Genomic DNA, 21093 nt, shown 5'->3' on the forward strand with positions numbered 1-21093 from the left:
AATAGCTGCCCCCCATTGGTATTCAGATTATCCAAAGACAAATTACTACACTTAGCATAGTTATTAAGAACACCGGTGCTCCCCCCAATAACCTTCTTATTACTTCCATCCACAACGCCATAACAGCCGCCATCATTGGCATTGTTCACATAAATACTAGAAATTGCAGTACCCGGCACAAATATCGTCACCATAAAAATAGCAAGCAAGCCGCGAAAATAATTGTCTTTGATAAAAGAGTCTGAAACTGCAAATCTGGACAGATAATTACAGTCACACTTTTGGATATTCGTCATACCATCCCCATTTTATTCTTGTTCACCTTTTGTCATTGGTGGCTAATTATTAGGCAAAGACGTTCAAACCCGATCCTGTATGGCACTGAGGGAACCGAAGTTCATCGTCTGTACGCCTGCCTCACCGACAGTCGGTGCTTCATCACAATAAAAATTTACTATTGGTTACACTAGGGTGATATTTTTCCGAAGGATGATCTCCCTCTTAAAATATTAACGATAAAAGGAGTCAGCAGTACAGCACACCTATAAATAGGTATGCAGAATTAATTAAATAGTGCGTAGAATATAATAGAAAAAGGCCCAAATAATGAACTGAGCCTTTAAACTCTTGCTGGCAGTATAACCAATATATACATACCAAAAATAATTCGAGTTTCAGGAAGGCGGTAACCAGAAACTTACACAGATAAGTAACTGGGGTGAACGAAGACAGCCAACGCCCATGAAACTTGAAGTATGACGGGTATATTTATGGTTTATATTTATCGACTAATGCATAGAGGATCGCAACAGTTTCCGCATCCGGTATGCCATCATAATTACATGACCGAAAATGAAGTTGGAAGGCACGGATTAATTGATTATATCCCACGTCACTGACTGCGTCTGACGAGTCATAACCATATCGTTTCAGTTTTGAAATAATATCGTTTTTTGATGGCAGACCACAAAGAAACTGCTCCAGATACCGCTGCTTAGTTTCATCGTCATACCAGGCTCCAATACCTGCATCATAAAGTTCCTTCCACGGGAAAGCAGCCCCCGGATCGCTTTTTCGACCAGGTGCAATATCACTGTGTCCAACAACATTGACTGGCGTAATATCAGGGAAACGATAAAGAATATTTGATGCCAACTCTTTAATTGCTGCTATCTGGGTAACATTGTAGGGCGGAAAAGTGAATACGCCATCGTTATCAGTAGCAAGATTAACGGTCTCAATACCTATTGCGGTGTCATTAAGATTATTCCGACCATCCCAATAACTCACTCCTGCATGCCAGGCACGCTCATTTTCATCAACAAGATTAAAAATACGCATATCCTTGAAACCGGCATCAATATAAGTTTGTTCCGTTGGGTCGGGAACCAGGTAATGAGCACTTACCGAAGGCCCCGTGAGTGCATCGATAGAATCTTTAAAATTGAGGGCCGTATAGTGCATCACAAGAAAACGAACGCGTCGATTGAATCCTTTCACTGAACGAAAACTATTATAATCAATATTATACATAACAATCCTTACTCAATAAAAATGAATTTAAGTGTTAACACATCACACATTATTTTATATAAAGTCAGTCACAATGTGTGCGCCACATCAATATTTAATATTTTTTTGACATATATGCAACATTATATTTAATGGATTACGCACCTCGCCACGATGATCTGGATAACAGAAAATTATATTAACGGATGACATTAAGAACCCGGTCAACACCAATAAATCGGTGTATATAGCTGTCACAATGTTGATTTAATTAACTGCAGAGATATCTGTCATATTGCAAGTTGCATGTGCGTTCATTACTCGGCCTATACATGGGCATCGCAAAGGCAAGGCCGCTGCAAGCAACGTTCAAATCTGCTCCCGGCGCTAAGTGTCAATAACAGTTGTCACCCGAATCACTTACTGGTCGTTGACTTTAAAATAAGTAATTTCATAAAAATAAATAAGTTTATCGGGATAATCTCCCTGCCGCCTTCCTGCAATTCGAATTATTTTGGGTATAAAATGGCTGCTAAAAAAAGAATATGAGAGGAGGTTATTGACAAAGTGCCCGCGACGGAGAGAACAGGCAGATCGTAAAGACGCCGTAAATACATCCATGTAGGCTCGAGCCGCGCCATCCTTGGCGCGGACTCTTTACTCCTCTGCCTATCCTCACCGTTCAAGATCGCGTCATCGGGGTTTGTCAGCAGTCTGAGAGGTGATTTTTCAAGGAGAAATATGTGATTACGGTGTGGATTAGTTTTTCGTGAATTTATTTTCTTACAAAAATTTCAGTTTTCTGTACTAAATAATTCGAGAGGTAGGAAGACGGCAACAAGTCACAGGTGATGTGAAGTATGACGAATATAAACCGGCAGGGGCAATGTCCCTACCGATTAGCTCTATCGACAACGTTATTAAAAACCTAAACTATCCAGCAAATCGTCAACCTGGTCTTGACTGGCGATAACACCGGCAACATTTTTATCCATCTGCGGGCCATTAAGTAAACTGTCCGTCGGCTTCTGCGGTTTTGACGGGGTATCGGGAATGTTTTCCATCAATACCATCAGCAGTTGTTTCTCAATTTCCTGCACCACATCCATCATGCGTTTGATAACCTGACCGGTCAGATCCTGGAAATCCTGTGCCATCATGATTTCCAATAATTGCGCATTGGTAAATGAGGTATGCTGTGGGACAACCGCTAAATATTCCCGCGTATCCGTGACCAGCGAACGGGCATCTGACAGCTCGATTGGATTGGCAAACCACTCATCCCAACGAATTTTTAGCGCCTTTGCTGATGATTCCAGTTCGTTCTGACGCGGTTGTGCCGCCTCGACACAGTTAAGCGCCCTTTCTGCGGCCTGTGCTGTCATATGAACCACATAATCCAGACGGTCGCGAGCATCCGGGATCGCTTCGGCGGCCTGAGCAATGGCTTGATCAAGACCTAACTCACGCAAACTGTCACGTAACATCCGCGTGAGACTGCCAATACGGCTAATAATATCACTGGCTGATGCCGCATCGGTTGCGGGCATTGGATGGTTATTCATCTCGCCTCCTTACATACCCAACTTTTCAAAAATCTTATTGAGCTTCTCTTCCAAGGTCGCGGCAGTGAAAGGTTTCACTACATAACCACTGGCCCCGGCTTGCGCTGCTGCGATGATGTTCTCTTTTTTGGCTTCTGCGGTCACCATCAGAACAGGCAACGTTCCCAAGGCACCGTCTGCACGGATTGTTTTCAGCAAATCCAGGCCATCCATATTCGGCATATTCCAGTCTGAAACCACAAAATCGAAACCACCTGCTCGTAATTTATTCAATGCATCAACACCATCTTCGGCTTCTTCCACATTGTGAAAACCCAGCTCTTTTAGCAGGTTTCTGACAATACGACGCATGGTCGAAAAATCGTCTACCACCAAAAATCTGAGATTCTTATCCGCCATACCCACTCCTAAAGTTTGTTACTCACCGCTGAGCGATTAAATGCAATAGCCCGATGGTTATCGGAAAAATAATTTATAGATCCCCATCATAATGAGATCTCTATATGCGAAGGGCTTGACCACTACTGATCTGCGCCAACATGCGCTGACTTATCTGGTTCAACTCCACAATTTCATTAACGCCCCCCATAGCAATCGCCTCACGTGGCATACCAAAGACCACGCAACTGGCCTCATTTTGTGCAAGGGTATAGGCACCTGCCCGGTGCATCTCCAGCAAGCCGGCAGCCCCATCGTTGCCCATCCCCGTGAGGATCACCCCGACCGCATTGCGCCCGGCATGCTGCGCCACCGAACGGAAAAGAACATCAACCGAAGGACGATGACGATTAACCGCCGGCCCATCATGAATTCGCACCTGATAATTGGCACCACTTCGGGCCAGTTCCAAGTGCCGATCACCGGGTGCAATATAGGCATGTCCCGGTAATACTCGCTCGCCATCCTCTGCTTCTTTTACCGTGATTTGGCACAGTTTATTCAAGCGTTCAGCAAACGAACGGGTAAATCCCGGCGGCATATGCTGAGTAATCAACAATGCCGGACTGGTCGGTGGCAAAGGCTGTAATACCGCACGAATCGCCTCAGTACCGCCAGTTGAGGCCCCAATGGCGATCAATTTTTCACTGCTGAGCAATGGGGTATGGCTAAGCATCGCCGGTTTATTTTCCAAGTCGCGCTGTGGTAAACGCGCCTTGGCCGCCGTGCGGATCTTATCGGCAATCAGTTCGCTGTAAGCCAGCATTCCTTCGCGGATCCCCAACTGAGGTTTGGTGACAAAATCAATCGCCCCCAACTCCAACGCCCGCATGGTTATCTCAGAGTTTTTACCCGTTAGGGAAGAAACCATCACCACCGGCATGGGCCGTAGACGCATCAATTTCTCGAGAAAGTCCAAGCCATCCATGCGAGGCATTTCCACGTCAAGCGTCAAAACTTGTGGATTGAATTTTTTGATCAAATCACGGGCAACCAATGGATCTTGTGCCGCAGCGACCATCTCCATATCCGGGTGACTGTTAATAATCTCAGTCATTAGCTGACGCATTAATGCAGAATCATCAACACACAATACTCTGATTTTACTCATCACCTCTCCTTGGTCAGCCCATAAACGGTCTGCCCGCGCAAATAGAATTCCCGACTGATCTGGCTGAAATTCTCCGAGTGGCCTGCGAACATCAGGCCACCTGGTTTTAGCAAAGGAACAAAACGACGCAGAATGCGTTCCTGCGTCTCTTTATCAAAATAGATCATGACATTACGGCAAAAAATGGCATCAAATTGCCCCGGTAGTGCCCACTCTGGTGCCAGTAAATTCAACTGTTGGAACTGGACTAAGTTGGTCAGTTCGGGCCGAACTCGCACCATGCCCTGATGCGGGCCAGTGCCTCGCAAAAAGTAGCGTTGCATCTGCTGGGTTGACAATGAGCGCAATTCATCTTGCCGATACACACCGCTGATAGCTTTCTCCAGTACCTGTGTATCGATATCGCTGGCCAATATCTGGCAGGCTCCCGCACGATTGCCCAACACATCACACAGCGTCATGGCGATGGAGTAAGGCTCTTCACCGGTTGATGCCGCCGTACTCCATACCGAATAACCGCCCGCCCGCTGGCGAGCATGTTCTGCCAAGATCGGGAAATGGTGAGCCTCACGGAAAAATGCCGTCAGGTTAGTGGTCAACGCATTCACAAATGCCTGCCACTCTGCACTGTTCGGATCACTCTCCAACAATGCCAGATACTGACCAAAATCATGGATATTCAACAATCTCAACCGTCTGACCAGGCGGTTATAGACCATTTCCCGCTTATGTTCAGCCAGAACAATTCCAGCCCGTTGATAGATAAGTTGACAGATACGCCGGAAGTGAACATCCGACAGCGGCAACCGTTGAATCATTTGGGTCAGTATCGACCCGGACTCTTGAGGTAATGACTGAGGCGATGGCTTCATTGATGATCGTTTCATCCAACCTTACCCCCCAATACCGTCTTTGTTACGCCGTTTGACAATCTACAATTTCCTTTACAGCCACTTGTTGTTACTAGAGATGATCAGTTACTAGAGATGATCAGTTACCAGGGGTGATCAGTTGCTATTGATGATCGATTGTTCACTAATGATCAATGTCACAAATGCTGATCGACCAATAATCAGCGACTAATAATTAGTGGCCAGTGATTGCTGGCTATTGCCCCCAGCTAACTGTTCGTCGCTCCCCTGTCCCAAACGGAAAACAGAGACGGCATCGGAAAGCATGCTGGCTTGATTTTCCAGTACATTCGCTGCCGTCGCGGCCTCCTCCACTAATGACGCATTTTGCTGAGTAACCTGATCCATTTGCGTTACGGCGAGTGAGATTTGTTCAATACCTCGGCTCTGTTCATCCGAAGCAGATTCGATCTCCCCCATAATGTCAGTCACACGTGCCACCGAGCGGACGATCTCTTCCATGGTAGTTCCTGCACTTTCGACCAGCGTAGACCCCTGGCGTACACGGCTGACGGATTCATCAATCAGCCCTTTAATCTCTTTGGCTGCTTGCGCACTGCGTTGCGCTAAATTACGGACTTCACCCGCCACCACCGCAAAGCCACGCCCTTGCTCACCCGCACGGGCCGCCTCCACTGCCGCATTCAGTGCTAAGATATTGGTTTGGAAGGCAATACCGTCGATAACGCTGGTGATCGCACCAATCTTCTGCGAACTGGTGGCGATTGCATGCATGGTTGTTACCACGCTCGCCGTCAGTTCTCCGCCTTTAGCCGCCGTAGCGGAAGCCTCTTGCGCCAGTACCGTGGCCTGATGCGCATTGTCCGCATTCTGTTTCACCGTGGCGGTCAGTTGTTCCATGCTCGCGGCAGTTTGTTCCAATGAGGCAGCTTGTTGTTCAGTTCTTGCCGATAAGTCATTGTTACCTGCAGAAATTTCCTGGATACCGGTCAACATCGATTCGGTACCATCGCGCACATGACTGACCGTTGAAATCAGTGACTGCTGCATGGTGTATAAACTGGCGAACATCTGGCTGATTTCATTACGGCCAGTTACCGAGATCTGCCCAGACAAATCCCCTTGAGCAATGCGGCCAAAATGCTCACGCATCGTCGCCAATGGCCGAACAAACATGTTGCGCAACCAGATCAGCGATGAAATGGCCATCGTGATAACCATCAAAATCGCGCCACTAAATATCCAGATTGAGAGCTGGTAAGCCTGCTGATTCTGCTGACCGGCATCGACAATAACCTCATTGGAGTATTGCAAATACTGGACGAAATCAGCTTCAAACAAATCTTGTGTTTTCTGAGTGGGTTGATCCATAAATGCTTGTAAATCACCCGCTTCCAGAAAATCAATTAACTCACGTAATGCGCTACGAAGGTTTTGATAACTTTTTTTGGTCGCATCCAGTAGTTGACCACTGCTCTCACTCTCATCAAGACGCGGTATCGCCTGAAACTGATTAAAGTAAAGTTCAGCTTTCTGCAATGCACTGCGCGCGCTCCCCATTAAAGCGTTAACTTGCTCCTGAGGAACGTTGAGTGCCGAGCGAGTGGCCGCACGGTTTAAGGTATTACGCGCCTGAAGCAAGGATACCCAACTGAGGCTTAATGCATCGCGTTGCTGACTACTTAACTCCACTCGATTTAAATTTTGGTAGTCTGAGCGAAAAGCCGTAAATGATAGACCACTTGAAATTAACTGTATGGAGCAAAGAAACATCAGTAGCAGGAAAAAACTGGTAGAAATCCGGATTTGACCAAACATCGTAACCTCTTCTCCGCCAGCTCATAGGCCGACTTTATTAATATTATTTTGCATACACCCAAATCAATTGGCGTGGCAGGTAAATGGCCAGCAGGCGGCTCCCGATGCGCTGGCTCAAGTTTGTGATTCGGATTAGTGCACGCAGCTAACACTCCAACAGCTTCAAGCACGAAGGCTATAGGTTTAGAAGGTTTCCCAATTATCTTGTAGATTATTTACTGGTGATTTTTTAGCCGCGCCGTTCATTTCCTGAGTAGGCTGTTTGACTTTTCTGGTGTCGTGAGTGGAATTACCGTTATCCACACTCAGAACAAATACGGACATCGATTGAGTTAACATGCTGGCTTGCTCTTCCAGTGAAGCGGCGGCGGAAGCCGATTCTTCTACCAAGGAAGCATTTTGCTGTGTCACGCGATCCATTTCGGTAACTGCCTGACCAATCTGGTCAATACCACGACTTTGTTCATCTGAGGCAGAAGCGATTTCGCCCATGATGTCGGTCACGCGGGTCACGGCATTAACAATATCGCCCATGGTTTCACCGGCACTTTCAACCAGTACCGAGCCCATATCTACACGGTTGACGGAATCATCAATCAGACCTTTAATTTCCTTCGCCGCCTGTGCACTGCGTTGTGCCAAATTGCGTACTTCACCGGCAACCACGGCAAAACCACGGCCTTGCTCACCCGCACGGGCAGCTTCAACGGCGGCGTTCAATGCCAAGATATTGGTCTGGAAGGCGATACCATCAATGACGCTGGTAATATCGGCAATCTTCTGCGAACTCCCCGCGATCTCGTGCATAGTTTGCACAACATCCGCCACCACTTTCCCCCCTTTCTGAGCGGTTTCTGAGGCACTCAATGCTAATTGGCTCGCCTGACGGGCGTTTTCAGCGTTCTGTTTCACCGTAGCGGTTAATTGCTCCATGCTGGCAGCCGTTTCTTCCAGTGATGCCGCCTGCTGTTCAGTACGGGCGGATAAGTCGTTGTTACCCGCTGCAATTTCTGACGCTCCGCTGTAGATAGCATCAGCGCCTACACGCACATCGCCAACGATAGTGACCAATTCAGATTGCATGTGTTTCAGGCTAGCAGCCAACGTGCCAACTTCATTGCGGCCATTAACTTCAATATTTTGCGTCAAATCACCATTGGCAATATGTTTAATGTGTGCAATCAGGTGGTTGAGAGGGTGAATTAAGATCTGTTGCATACCCAGCCAGACAATGAGCATCATCACCAATACGACGACCAGTACAGTAATGACCACGCCCATAGCAAAGCTAAAGGATTGATTACTGTCCTCGACCGCAGAATCGTACAACCCGTCATTTTGCGTCAGATAGCTGTTGTAATCCTGCTCAAATTCATTTTGGAAACTGGAGGTAGGGTGATTGAAGAACTCATTGATTTTGTTCGTTTCCATCAAATTAATCAGTTCGGTTAAGGCTCTAAAATATTCCTCGTAGGACTGTTTTAATTTTTTGGTACCTTCTGGGTCCTGACTACTATTTTGTGGAATTTTTTCGTAACTTTTGAAGCGGTCCTCCGCGACGCTTAGTGTCCCTTTAGCCGAGGAGATAAGGTCTTTCACGGTAGGGCCACTGCCAGTATGGTTAATATCCATCATGTAACGAACACCGGCACGGTTTAGCGTGTTGCGTGTTTGTAACAGATAGACCCAGCTTTCATTCAATACCGATTGTTGCTGGCGAATAACTTGTAAAACATTAAAGTTTTCTTGGTCATTCTTCAATGATTTGAAAAAAAGCCCGCCGGATACCAGTTGTAAGGCACCGAATAACACTAATACCAGCAGCAGGCTGGTAACCACTTTCATACGCTTGAACATATTAACCCTTCATCAGTACGACAAAACACAGATACGTCAAAACACAAAGACGTTTAATTAAGTGTGTTATCGGCACTAAAAAGGGGAACTTTACCGTGGGGAGGATTATTTTAACGAGGTGGAACCAAGTGTTAACATTTACCAGCCAAACATCATCATTGGGCGATACCGGACACTGTTGTGTTTAATGCCCGGTAGGCTACCCCTCTCTATTTTGTTAGCTGGGTTTAAAAAGAGCGACTAATTCAATGAGACCACACCATAGAAAGCGGCCACGGCAGCAGCACTCAATAGATACACGGGCAACATCACGACATCTGCCGCTACTGCTACCGGGTAAAGCGCTCTCTTAGCTGAGGTCGTATTTTTACTGTAAAAATTCACTTGCAAAGGATGTTCAAAACGGAAGATATCGGACGGTGTAGCACCTTTTCTGTGAATAGTGCCAACCAGATTATCCAGGTTAATATTGCAAACACCCGTTGTTTCAGTAAGGCTTGAACAATTCCAGTCAGCACCCTTTATCAGCGGCTCTATTTTATCTCGCTCTTCCGCCGTCTGATAACTATATTTCAGAGCGATCTTCCCTGTGAAGCCATCCTTTTTCTTATTAAGATTAAAGCTGCCGTCCCTGACTACCTCAATCCTCTTTTTATCAATCTTCCCGGTAACTAACAGCGTTAAGAACTCATCGACTCCCGATGACAACACATAATCGAAATGCGTACCAACAAATGCCCAGTTTTTATTATCACCCTGCTTAGCTAAAGACACGCCGACAATAATATCATCATTGTAATGAGTGTAGCCTCTTTCATGACCCCGGATATCATCTGAAAGCTGGTTAGTTACGCAAGCAGAAAGAAAAAAGGGTGACACCAGTATCGCCCCCCATTTACACATTAACTTCACAAAATTAATCACACTGACTCCTTGCTGTATATTGATTTTTCCACATCAGTCGATGCGAGCTCCGGTATGGCACAGGGGTCCAGACCTCGGACACGGCCACTTCATCTGCCAAATTCGTTGGCGTGCTCTCTTCCTCAACAGTGGCCACAGTAGGTTCAGGCAGCGTGGAGCAAGCTCATTGCGCAGCCTGCCGATCTCTTCTCGTATATATTTTACCGAGTTAGATAACGCACTTATTTGCATGTAGATGACAGGTATTTTTCACACGCCTTAATCTACCAATTAAATACTAGCCGGCGGCAGTGTAGAAAAGTTAGCCAGCTAACACCAATGGGTTAAATGTAACAGTATGTAAGTGGTAAAAATTCAATAGTAACCGTTCATCATATTGATACATAAGATATTTCCTACAAAACCAATATAAGCATACATTATTAAAGGCTTTTATAAACATCACAAAAATCAAACAAAGAATATCGGAAGTTCATTGAGTGAATTTTCCTACAAATTATCTGTAAATATTTTTTATAAATGAGACCTGAAACAAGACTATTTTGTCATTGAAAAACGGGCTAAATGGAGAACTGATTATTTTATTGAATTAATCAAGAATGGATGACGATAGGACTCAATATGCAATGGCGGTTCGGTTTTTTATTTCAGGAGTCATTGAACAGTCCTCTATTCATCAGCCCGAAAGACGCTGACGCTTTACCCGTAGGGCAATATTCGCGCAAGCCGTAGGGGCAGGAGGACCGGAATACCCTCCTGCTTGGTTGAGGCCGATAGGCTCAGGTTCACTCAACGTGCGTAAATTCCACGCTTCAATCACACCTTAGCAACACTATCAATCAACGACATCTCTTCACTGCTCAGCAGTTTTTCGATATCAACCAGGATCAACATTCTTTCGCCAAGCGAGCCTAAACCGGTCAGATATTCTGTTGCGAGAGTAACCGCAAATTCAGGTGCCGGACGGATCTGCTCGTTGGTCAACGACAGTACATCTGACACACCATCAACGACAATGCCCACCACGCGTTGACCAAAATTCAGCACAATCACCACGGTATTTTCGTTATAAGTGACACCTTGTTGGGCGAATTTAACCCGCAGATCAATGATAGGCACAATGACACCGCGTAAGTTGGTCACACCTTTAATAAACGCAGGAGTGTTAGCAATACGAGTGACCTGATCATAGCCTCGGATCTCTTGTACTTTCAGAATATCGATGCCGTACTCTTCATCGCCCAGCGTAAAAATCAGGAATTCTTGTCCTACCGTTTCGCCAGCCAGTTTCGTGACGGTTGCTAGTCCTGCCATGTTTTTTACCCTTAAATCAATAGGTTGAATTTATGTTTTTCAGGACCGGAAACATATTTCACCGCCCTGGATACCCGTCATATTTAAAGTGGCCGGTGGTGGCTTGCTGCACTCACATTATTTAGGGTATTACATGTTTTTATAAGGAAAAGTTCCTATACGCTATGCGGCAACCACATCATCAGCCGTGACGCGTTTTTCCCGGTTTAAGGCCTGCAACGCTGATACATCAACGATTAGCGCAACGCTACCATCACCCAAGATGGTGGCGGCTGAAATGCCCGGTACTTTCCGATAGTTACTTTCCAGGTTTTTCACGACCACCTGATGCTGACCAATCAGTTGGTCTACTAGCAGTGCATAACGACGCCCGGCACTTTGCAGAATCACAACGATGCCTTGTGTCGCTTCAGTCTTGGCATTTTTAACATCAAAGACTCGGTACAATTCAACCAATGGTAGATATTCACCGCGAACTTGCAGCACGCGCTCACCACCGGCTAATGGATGTAGGTCTTCGGCCAATGGTTGCAGTGACTCCATCACAGCATTCAATGGCAAGATAAAGACTTCATTACTGACTTTAACCGACATGCCATCAAGAATAGCCAGCGTCAATGGCAGTAGGATACGGATTGATGTGCCTAAACCGGCCTGAAAACTGACCTGCACATGGCCGCCCATTTCCTGAATGTTACGTTTGACCACATCCATCCCGACACCACGCCCTGACACATCCGTGACTTGTTCGGCAGTAGAGAATCCCGGTGCAAAAATAAGCATCCCAACGTCTTCATCGCTCATGTTTTCATTGACTGCCAGTCCTTGAGACTGTGCTTTCGCCAAAATTCTCTGTCGATTCAGACCTGCACCATCATCAATGACTTCGATACAAATATTTCCGCCCTGATGTTCAGCTGACAGTGTCAGATTGCCCACCGGCGATTTACCCGCGGCAATGCGAATAGCAGGCTCTTCAATACCGTGGTCCAGACTGTTGCGCACCAAGTGGGTAAGAGGATCGATAATGCGTTCAATCAAACTCTTATCCAGTTCTGTCGAACTGCCTAACAGCGTCAATTCAACTTGTTTGTTGAGCTTGCTGGCTAAATCACGGACCAAACGTGGGAAGCGGCTGAATACATACTCCATTGGCATCATCCGGATAGACATGACGGACTCTTGCAAATCGCGGGCGTTACGTTCTAACTGCCCCATGCTATTCAGTAAATCACCGTTGATCACCGGATCCAGCGAACTTGAGCGCTGAGCGAGCATCGATTGGGTAATAACCAATTCGCCGACCAAGTTAATCAGTTGGTCCACTTTTTCTACCGCCACACGGATACTGGTCGATTCGCTGGCTTTCGCTTTAGGCCTGACCTGTTCCGCGTTAGCCGGTGTAGCGTTCACATCAACTTTCAGCGTGCTTGGTACTTCAGCGGCAGGTGCTGCCACCCGCTGAACCGGTTCTGCGATCACCGATGTCACGGTTATTGCTGGCTCAAACAAGCGTTCTGGCTCAGATAATTGTTCTGATTCAACTGTCTGCTCAGCATAAATCTGCGGTGTGTCCCCTGGGGACACAAAGCTAATCTGTTCAGGCTCCAGAACAAAGCACAATACCGCGCTAATATCCTCTTCGCTGACGGAGGTTATCAAGGTGGCCTCAAGGCTATCAGCGCCCTGATGGGGATCTTGTACCTCACCCAGATTACCCAGTTCCTCCAGCATCAGTGAGATTTCTTGCGCTTTCAGGCCAGACAAGCGAATACGCATCCCGCCTTGAAGCAACGCCGGTGATTTGTTGGCAGCGATAGAAGATGATACGCGAGTGGAAGCCGTTGTTTGCGTATTGGCGACCGTGCTGTGCTGCCCGGTAGCGGATTGCTCTTCGGTTGTAGGTTGATCTGTTGTAGGTTGATCTAAAGCATCAAGTGCCAACTGGCGCAACACCTGACAAATGTACTCAAAGCTTTCCGAATGAGGTTCCTGAGAGGTTTTGTAGGCGTCCAACTGTTCCTGCATAATATCTTTCGTTTCCAAAAACAGGTTGATGATATCAGTGCTCAAGCGCATCTCATCGCGGCGAGCACCATCCAACAGGTTTTCCAATAGATGAGTGGTCTCTTGCAATACCGTAAAACCAAAGGTAGCGGCACCGCCCTTGATCGAATGTGCAGCACGGAAAATGGCATTAAGCTGTTCATTGTCAGGTGTCAGCGGGTCCAGCAATAACAAATGCTGTTCCATATCTGCCAACAGTTCATCTGCTTCATCAAAAAACGTCTGATAAAACGCGGTAATATCCATGCTCACGGTGTCACCTCTACTGTGCGTCGCGGCTTGTCGGAGAGACGGGTATATTGCTTGCAGGCGCGGCGGGTAACGATGTCGTTGGCCCATTGGCAGTTGAAGTAATATTCCCTGTACTCGATTGTTGTGTTTCAGTTGTAGTCATCGGCTGCGGTAGCGTGTTCACAGATTCAGCCGCTGGCAGTGCTACTGCCTCTACAGGCACCGGTCCGCGGGTATCAAGCTGCTTTAAGCTGGCTGCTTTTTCTATATCCAACGCTCTGTTGTCTAAATTCTCATGCTCAATATCGTGTTGAGACTGCTTATTCAGCACTAAAATACTGATACGGCGGTTAACCGGATCATCTGACGCCTGCTCTTTCAGCCGCATGGTTGACGCCATACCGACTACACGCAGAATTTTGCCTTCATCCAAGCCACCAGCCAGTAATTCACGCCGCGAGGCATTGGCACGATCAGCAGATAATTCCCAGTTGCTGTAACCTCTTTCACCACTGGCATACGGCAGGTCATCGGTGTGACCAGATAAACTGAGTTTGTTCGGTATATCATTCAGGATCGGCGCAATAGCACGTAAAATATCGCGCATATATGGTTCTACTTGTGCACTTCCCATCTTGAACATTGGCCGATTTTGGCTATCAATAATCTGGATCCTTAAGCCCTCATCCATCATGTTAATCAGCAAATGGGGACGTAATGCCTTCAGCCGGGGGTCAGACTCAATCAATTGATCCAGTTTTTCCCGCAATTTATTGAGCCGGTATATCTCTTGCCTACTTTCTTCAGAATTAATCTGCTTTCTCACTTCACCCACTTGTTGAGTAGGATCATCACCACCACCGGGAATAGGGCTGGTACTGGAACTGCTTTTATCACCGCTGGTTAAGGCGACTTTTAGTGGTGTCCGAAAATATTCTGCAATTTGCGTCAGTTCTTGCGGGCTGGAAACCGCAAGCAACCACATCACCAGAAAAAAGGCCATCATTGCCGTCATAAAATCAGCGTAAGCGATTTTCCATGACCCACCATAATGCGCGGCACCATGCTTAGCTTTTCGCTTTTTGACTAGAATAACGGGGTGATTCTGATGCTTCATGCGTCCTCTTCCGTCGCTTGCGATGCCGGCGCTTTCACTCGGCGCACATGCTCTTCCAGCTCAATAAAGGATGGACGCTCCGTGGTATAGAGTGTTTTACGACCAAACTCCACCGCTATTTGCGGTGCATAGCCGTTCAAGCTAGACAGCAGAGTCACCTTGATGCACTGCATCATTTTGGTCGTTTCTGCGCTTTGCTGACGTAATAGGGTTGCCAAGGGGGAAACAAATCCATACGCCAACAAAATACCGAGGAACGTACCTACCATAGCATGAGCGATCAGCGCACCAAGCTCTGCGGCTGGCCGGTCAGCGGAAGCCAAGGCATGTACCACGCCCATGACGGCAGCAACGATCCCAAATGCTGGTAACGAATCCCCCACCATCGCCAGACTACCGGCAGGCACCTCAGACTCTTGCTCGTGCGTTTCAATCTCTTCATCCATCAACGCTTCAATTTCAAAAGCGTTCATATTCCCGCTCACAATAAGCCGTAAATAATCGGTAATAAATTCGACTAATGTCTTATCGGCCATAATCCGTGGATAATTAGAGAAAATTTCACTTTCCAGCGGATTTTCTATGTCCCTTTCCAACGACAGCATTCCCTGTTGGCGTGATTTCGCCAATAAGCGGTAAAGTAACGCCATTAAATCCATATAAAGGGCTTTGTTATATTTAGAACGGCGTATCAGCTTCGGCATCGCACGCATTGTGGCTTTTATTGCTTTACCGTTATTACCCACAATAAATGCGCCAATACCCGCTCCCGCGATAATCAAAAATTCCGCTGGCTGATAGAGTGCACCCAAATGGCCACCGACAAGTATGTAGCCACCGAAGACCGCACCTAAGACCACGAGATAACCCAAAATAACTAACACGTGACATCCTTAGCAAAATGTGTGGGTGGAAGGTGAGGCGTTAGCACTTTTTGAGGGCCAAAAATGTCATTGATGGTCAACAGAAATGGGCTCTATACCGCTGCTGTAACCTATCCCCTGCTAACTTGACGTTACAGTGATGCTAGCAACCTACCTGTAACGCCAATAATTTTGGGCATGAATGTCTGACAATTTTATGAAGCTCAAACTGCGCGTCTAACCTGCTCATCCAGCAGTTGTGAAGTTATATCGGCAGACTGCGGAGAAAGTTTACGTTTTTTTACTGCGCGGGAAGGTGGCTGGCAAAGGCTGCAGACAAAACTGTTTAATGGTTGATGGGCATGGGTGATAAATGTCCCTCCACAGCAATTGCACCCGGAAAGCTGCAACATGCCACTGTCAACGAAGCGGACCAGCGTCCAGGCTCGTGTCAACGCCAGTAATGGCGGGACTTCAGGCAGATCAGGACACTGTTCAAGATAAAGTCGATACGCTCTAATGACCGCTTCAACACCGGTGCAATAACCACTTTTAAGTAGGAAACTGTAAGCGTTATAAAACATCGACGAATGAATATTCTGTTCCCAAGTCATAAACCAATCGGTCGAAAACGGTAACATCCCTTTAGGGGGAGGACTGCCTCTGAGCTCTTTGTAGAGCTTGATTAAACGGCCTCGGCTAAGCTGCGTTTCACTTTCAAGCATCTGTAGACGAGCACCCAACGTGATCAGTTCCATTGCCAAATGTATGTCTTTAGCTTCCTGGACAATACTTTTCTCAACCATCAATCATGCTCTTTTTTTAGGCGTACTATCGTCTTTTAACGATAGCTCGTGGAGTAAGTGACTCGACAAGAGAATTCCGGTATGGATTTGTTGCAGGTCATCCACGCGAGACTCTTTCGTTAGATGATGGATTGTGTTGTGGTCACTAAAACGAAAGTGACAAACTAATTGGTTAGTTTCAGCTAATTTAACCATTTGCGGTAACGTTAACTGTGATAATGCGTCCGCCATGGTATCCGTAATACCTAAACGAAACATCGCCGAAGCTTTTTCATCGTTAATTAACCGTTGAGCTAAAAGTAAATATGACAAATTTATGTCATAAATATGTTTGAGTAATTCAGACGTACTCATCTTACACATCCCAACTGATTATGTTTTAAAACATAAATTGAATGACAAATTTTATCACCCAAAACCAGGGATCCTTCCCGTTATATTGTTAATTAGAACCTACTGACCCTAATTACTTTAAGTTACAGGGGGTAACAACCTTTTCTCACCCGAGTCACTGGCATAAGCCGCTCTACAAAGCTCACTCATTTGCTGTACTGCCTCAGCGCCAACGATTTTGGACATAGCAGAAAAGATAATTAAAACTTACTAATGTAACATGACAAAAAATCACCATTCTGGTATGAAGTAGCACGTCAAAAGTCTAGCTGCTAAATGTTACACTGCTTCGGTCTTGCACTTTTGATACAAACTATTTCTTACAAAATATTAGGAATATTCCTAAAGAGGAGCAATTCTACTCCCGAATCGTTAGCACATACAATGTGAGTAGCTATTTATTTTAAATGTAATGTGATGCAAGTCACAAAAATAAAATATAAATCTATTTTTTTTGCATTTTTTGATCAATTACCGCTCACATGTACACCTGTGAAAATATTAAAAGTAAAAAAGTAGCTAAAAAACTATAGATATGAGCCTAATCTTTATCGCTTTTAGATCAATTCGAACAAAAACATCCCCAAACTGAAATATCAGAGCAAATATATGTTATAACCTAAGATTATCAATATTAAGCGCTGAATTTAGATTTCATTACTCCTCTTCTTTAATCAAGAACGCCATAAAATTATTTTTTTAATGAATATTTATGCTGTTCAGAAAGAACCGACAGTCGGTCATTTATTTATCCTTCATTGAGTTAACATAAAAAGAAATGTCAGCCTGTATTAAAAGTAACAATAGAGGCAATGGTCTGTTTCACTGCTTATCTCCAGATCCTATTTCCCCGATCACACCGCTAGCGCTGGCTGATATTTACACTCCTGTAAGAAAATCATCATCTAATCATAAATTAAATTAATCAATTGTATTAATAATACGCATCGCAGGTTTGCTGACCAACGCTGTACACCCGTTAACTCACTGCTGTTTCTGCCTTTTTACGTCACCACGGATAAATGTGACAAAAGCCTCATTTTTGAAAGATATAATCCCCTAATCTTTTAAAGATACACCCTAAATAATTCAGCTTGGTTTGCTTTCATCAAAAGAATCATATTGATTTGGTAGTATGTGGCAACCACAGTATAAATTTGATGAATAAATTCTCCTGCTCGATCGCCCGGACTAATCAATACCAGTACTGTGGATGTTCTGATTGTCCCGCTTTAGCCCTCCCCTTTGATGCACAACGGTCAGTTAATAATCTCAGCAGCAGATGCAACGAATATCGGGTATCGTGCTGTAATATGGCTGCAAACTTTTGTTGGCCGACTGACGATAAAGTGGTTGAAGGCAAGTGGCTGAAAGTAAGCGAACGAAGGTAAACACAGTGAAATGGCTGATTTGAAAGAGTCACCAATAAAGCACACCATTCCAGGGCTGCAATCCCCGGAATAGTGTCTTGAGATAAACCAGGCTATTTGAAACCGCGCCTCCTCAAAGCCATTCGCCGAAACGACGGATATAGAACCGCTTCATCAGTTGCGCAACAACACAGTAGCAAATCAGCATGCCCGCTAACCAAGGGAAATATTGCCATGGCAGCGGCTCTAACCCCACTAATGTGCCTAGTGGTGAAAAAGGAATATAGATCCCGAGGCCCATAATTAGACCTGTGGTCAATAACACCGGTAATGCAGCGGTACTTTGAATAAACGGAATTTTTTGCGTGCGTAACATATGTACGACAAGAGTTTGCGACAACAACCCTTCAATGAACCACCCTGACTGGAACAGTGCCTGATGTTCAACACTGTTCGCGGCAAAAACAAACCACATCAACGCATAGGTTGTAATATCAAAAATTGATGATGTTGGCCCAATCCACAACATAAAGCGGCCAATATTCTTAGCATCCCACTTACGCGGTTTACGTAAAAACTCTTTGTCCATCTTATCCCACGGCAAAGAGAGCTGAGAAATGTCATACATCAAGTTTTGTAACAGCAAATGGATAGCCAGCATGGGTAAAAACGGAATAAATGCGCTGGCCACTAATACTGAAAACACATTACCAAAGTTAGAACTGGCGGTCATATTCAAGTATTTGATGATATTTCCGAAAGTTTCACGCCCTTTAATCACCCCCGCTTCCAGTACCATCAGGTCTTTTTCCAGCAGGATGATATCAGCTGACTCTTTAGCAATATCGGTCCCAGTATCAACCGAAATGCCCACATCGGCATCACGTAATGCCGGTGCATCATTGATCCCATCGCCCAAGAAGCCCACAGTATGCCCGTTACTTTGTAGCATTTTTAACACACGTGATTTTTGCAACGGTGTGAGTTTGGTAAACACCGTGCGTAATTCCACCTCCCGCGCCAGCGTAGCATCATCCATTGCTTCGATATCACGTCCATTCAGTGGTTCCCCTGGTTCCAACCCAACATCCCGACAAATTTTTGCGGTAATAATCGGGTTATCGCCGGTTAATACTTTGACGGCGACACCATTTTCCCTCAATGCGTTAATCGCCGCCGCTGCACTTTCCTTCGGTGGATCAAGAAACGTCAGTAACCCCTGCACTACCAAATCTCGTTCATCGTCAATATTCAACGGCACGGGACTGACCTGCGTCCCTAACTCTCTGGTTGCCAGCAACAAGACACGAAAACCGTCTTCATTATATTGCGTAGCCAGAGCCTGTAACGTTACACGGCGGCCAGCATCCAGTGGATAGATGACATCCCCCTCACGTACATGGGTACAGATACTGAGCATCTCCTCCACCGCGCCTTTGCAAATCAGGTGCTGCTGTTGCTGCGCATCTTTTACCACTATGGATAAACGCCGGCGGATAAAATCGAACGGTAACTCATCCACCTTATTGAAGTTGCGCAACTCCTCTATTTCTGGTTTGCCACGACTAAATTTGATTACCGCCTGATCCATTAGGTTGCGCATTCCACTTTGATGGAAGCTGTTAAGCCATGCCAACTGCAATACCTTACTGTCGTTACAACCACTGACATCTAAGTGGTGTTCCAGAATGATGCGATCTTGGGTTAAAGTGCCGGTTTTATCGGTACACAACACATCCATCGCACCAAAATTCTGAATCGCATTCAAACGCTTAACCACCACTTTGCGTCGGGCCATCGCAATGGCCCCTTTTGCCAGATTAGAACTGACAATCATCGGTAACATTTCTGGCGTTAAGCCCACAGCAACCGCCAATGCAAACAATGCAGCTTCCGTCCAATCGCCCTTGGTAAAACCATTGATCAACAAGACAATGGGCACCATAACCAACATAAAGCGAATTAATAACCAACTGACGCTATTAACACCACGATCAAATGCCGTTTGTGCGCGAGTCCCCACAATAGATTTAGCCAGTGAACCAAAATAAGTATGCCCACCCGTGGCGACCACCACAGCCATTGCAGTACCGCTGGCAACGTTAGTCCCCATCAGACATATATTAGAGAGTTCAAGCAGTTCCCCCTCACTGCCGGCACCCGCATCCACGGATTTTGAACTGACACAGCCCATCGCATCATACTTTTCGATCGGGATCGCTTCACCAGTGAGGATCGCCTGGCTAACAAATAAATCACGCGAATTAATCAGGCGTAAATCGGCAGGGATCATATCTCCGGCAGACAACAAAATAATATCACCTGGAACCAATTGGTTAATTGGAATTTCTTGCTTAGTTGGTTTAGCACCATAGTGGCCGCGACGCAGTACCGTAGCGGTGGTACGCACCATCGATTTCAGCGCTTCAGCCGCCTTATTCGTCCGATACTCTTGCCAGAATCGCAGTAAGCCACTGATCAGCACCATTGTCACAATAATGCTCACCCCGATAAGATCAGTCTCCTCGCCTTCTTGTAATGGCAGCCAATAATCAGTAAAGAAACTGATAGACGCCAAAATCATTAAAACAAAAATAAATGGGTTATTAAATGCGGCCAATAACTGAAGAAAAGCCGGTGGAGCTTTTTCATGGGCAACCTGATTAATACCGTATAATTCCAGCCGCTCTCTGGCATCCTCTTCCGTCAGACCATTTAAATGTGTATTTAGCTTGAATAATGTTTGTTCGAGACTATTTTTTGCCTCCAGTGCAATAGCAAAAGGTTTCTTATTATTACTACGGCTTGCATCTGTTTTTTCTAATTTACGCATAA

General features: G+C 45.7%; 14 protein-coding genes and 4 pseudogenes. 1 reads left to right on the forward strand and 17 read right to left on the reverse strand.

Going from position 1 to position 21093, the window contains the following annotated elements; genetic code table 11:
* From AC971_RS03110 to flhD, 16 genes and pseudogenes are all read right to left on the reverse strand, one after another.
* A pseudogene (locus AC971_RS03110) lies at positions 1-296 on the reverse strand (cell surface protein); the annotation flags it as partial.
* 472 nt (positions 297-768) lie between these two features.
* Complete coding sequence (locus AC971_RS03115) at positions 769-1533, reverse strand: N-acetylmuramoyl-L-alanine amidase (protein ID WP_025384118.1); 765 nt, start codon at positions 1531-1533, stop codon at positions 769-771.
* Positions 1534-2432: 899 nt separating this feature from the next.
* Positions 2433-3077 carry a protein phosphatase CheZ gene (gene cheZ / locus AC971_RS03120; RefSeq protein ID WP_025384119.1) on the reverse strand — a complete coding sequence of 215 codons (645 nt, stop codon included), beginning with the start codon at positions 3075-3077 and terminating at the stop codon, positions 2433-2435.
* A 9-nt stretch (positions 3078-3086) separates the two neighbouring features.
* Positions 3087-3476, reverse strand: coding sequence for a chemotaxis response regulator CheY (cheY, locus tag AC971_RS03125; protein ID WP_025384120.1), 390 nt, complete (start codon positions 3474-3476; stop codon positions 3087-3089).
* Between the two features lie 100 nt (positions 3477-3576).
* A complete protein-coding gene (locus AC971_RS03130) occupies positions 3577-4626 on the reverse strand; it encodes a protein-glutamate methylesterase/protein-glutamine glutaminase (protein ID WP_025384121.1) in 1050 nt (349 codons plus the stop codon).
* Positions 4626-5498 (reverse strand): protein-glutamate O-methyltransferase CheR, encoded by an 873-nt coding sequence (gene cheR / locus AC971_RS03135; RefSeq protein WP_025384122.1) that lies wholly within the window; start codon positions 5496-5498, stop codon positions 4626-4628. The genes AC971_RS03130 and cheR overlap by 1 nt, the downstream gene beginning before the upstream one ends.
* 207 nt (positions 5499-5705) lie before the next feature.
* Positions 5706-7316 carry a methyl-accepting chemotaxis protein gene (locus AC971_RS03140; RefSeq protein ID WP_025384123.1) on the reverse strand — a complete coding sequence of 537 codons (1611 nt, stop codon included), beginning with the start codon at positions 7314-7316 and terminating at the stop codon, positions 5706-5708.
* A gap of 305 nt (positions 7317-7621) precedes the next feature.
* Positions 7622-9173, reverse strand: a pseudogene (locus AC971_RS03145) (methyl-accepting chemotaxis protein); the annotation flags it as partial.
* Between the two features lie 240 nt (positions 9174-9413).
* Positions 9414-10076, reverse strand: coding sequence for a YidX family protein (locus AC971_RS03150; RefSeq protein ID WP_144236126.1), 663 nt, complete (start codon positions 10074-10076; stop codon positions 9414-9416).
* Positions 10077-10116: 40 nt separating this feature from the next.
* Positions 10117-10328: pseudogene (locus AC971_RS25715) on the reverse strand (hypothetical protein); the annotation flags it as partial.
* A gap of 585 nt (positions 10329-10913) precedes the next feature.
* Entirely contained in the window at positions 10914-11411 is a 498-nt protein-coding gene (cheW, locus tag AC971_RS03155) for a chemotaxis protein CheW (RefSeq protein ID WP_011192570.1), read from the reverse strand.
* Between the two features lie 162 nt (positions 11412-11573).
* Complete coding sequence (gene cheA / locus AC971_RS03160) at positions 11574-13724, reverse strand: chemotaxis protein CheA (protein WP_038402276.1); 2151 nt, start codon at positions 13722-13724, stop codon at positions 11574-11576.
* 16 nt (positions 13725-13740) lie between these two features.
* The gene (gene motB / locus AC971_RS03165; protein WP_038402278.1) at positions 13741-14826 is read right to left on the reverse strand and encodes a flagellar motor protein MotB; all 1086 of its coding nucleotides are present in this window, start codon (positions 14824-14826) and stop codon (positions 13741-13743) included.
* Positions 14823-15710 (reverse strand): flagellar motor stator protein MotA, encoded by an 888-nt coding sequence (gene motA, locus AC971_RS03170; protein ID WP_025384127.1) that lies wholly within the window; start codon positions 15708-15710, stop codon positions 14823-14825. Before motA ends, motB begins: the two co-directional genes overlap by 4 nt.
* A 203-nt stretch (positions 15711-15913) precedes the next feature.
* The gene (flhC, locus tag AC971_RS03175) at positions 15914-16495 is read right to left on the reverse strand and encodes a flagellar transcriptional regulator FlhC (protein ID WP_025384128.1); all 582 of its coding nucleotides are present in this window, start codon (positions 16493-16495) and stop codon (positions 15914-15916) included.
* Between the two features lie 3 nt (positions 16496-16498).
* Positions 16499-16849: a flagellar transcriptional regulator FlhD gene (gene flhD, locus AC971_RS03180; RefSeq protein ID WP_011192574.1), complete on the reverse strand. Its 351-nt coding sequence runs from the start codon at positions 16847-16849 to the stop codon at positions 16499-16501.
* Positions 16850-18006: 1157 nt separating this feature from the next.
* Here flhD and AC971_RS24985 point away from each other — a divergent pair.
* Positions 18007-18124: pseudogene (locus tag AC971_RS24985) on the forward strand (universal stress protein UspC); the annotation flags it as partial.
* A 267-nt stretch (positions 18125-18391) separates the two neighbouring features.
* Here the strand turns inward: AC971_RS24985 and mgtA are convergent.
* Entirely contained in the window at positions 18392-21091 is a 2700-nt protein-coding gene (gene mgtA / locus AC971_RS03185) for a magnesium-translocating P-type ATPase (RefSeq protein ID WP_025384129.1), read from the reverse strand.
* Positions 21092-21093 lie beyond the last annotated feature (2 nt).

Origin of the sequence: Yersinia similis (assembly GCF_001053095.1) — a bacterium.
In the GTDB taxonomy this organism is placed as follows: Bacteria; Pseudomonadota; Gammaproteobacteria; order Enterobacterales; family Enterobacteriaceae; genus Yersinia; species Yersinia similis.

Coding starts and splice junctions, on each gene's coding strand:
- AC971_RS03115 (WP_025384118.1), bottom strand. CDS start 1,533: ATGTATAATATTGATTATAATAGTTTTCGTTCAGTGAAAGGATTCAAT.
- cheZ (WP_025384119.1), bottom strand. CDS start 3,077: ATGAATAACCATCCAATGCCCGCAACCGATGCGGCATCAGCCAGTGAT.
- cheY (WP_025384120.1), bottom strand. CDS start 3,476: ATGGCGGATAAGAATCTCAGATTTTTGGTGGTAGACGATTTTTCGACC.
- AC971_RS03130 (WP_025384121.1), bottom strand. CDS start 4,626: ATGAGTAAAATCAGAGTATTGTGTGTTGATGATTCTGCATTAATGCGT.
- cheR (WP_025384122.1), bottom strand. CDS start 5,498: ATGAAGCCATCGCCTCAGTCATTACCTCAAGAGTCCGGGTCGATACTG.
- AC971_RS03140 (WP_025384123.1), bottom strand. CDS start 7,316: ATGTTTGGTCAAATCCGGATTTCTACCAGTTTTTTCCTGCTACTGATG.
- AC971_RS03150 (WP_144236126.1), bottom strand. CDS start 10,076: ATGTGTAAATGGGGGGCGATACTGGTGTCACCCTTTTTTCTTTCTGCT.
- cheW (WP_011192570.1), bottom strand. CDS start 11,411: ATGGCAGGACTAGCAACCGTCACGAAACTGGCTGGCGAAACGGTAGGA.
- cheA (WP_038402276.1), bottom strand. CDS start 13,724: ATGGATATTACCGCGTTTTATCAGACGTTTTTTGATGAAGCAGATGAA.
- motB (WP_038402278.1), bottom strand. CDS start 14,826: ATGAAGCATCAGAATCACCCCGTTATTCTAGTCAAAAAGCGAAAAGCT.
- flhC (WP_025384128.1), bottom strand. CDS start 16,495: ATGGTTGAGAAAAGTATTGTCCAGGAAGCTAAAGACATACATTTGGCA.
- flhD (WP_011192574.1), bottom strand. CDS start 16,849: ATGAGTACGTCTGAATTACTCAAACATATTTATGACATAAATTTGTCA.
- mgtA (WP_025384129.1), bottom strand. CDS start 21,091: ATGCGTAAATTAGAAAAAACAGATGCAAGCCGTAGTAATAATAAGAAA.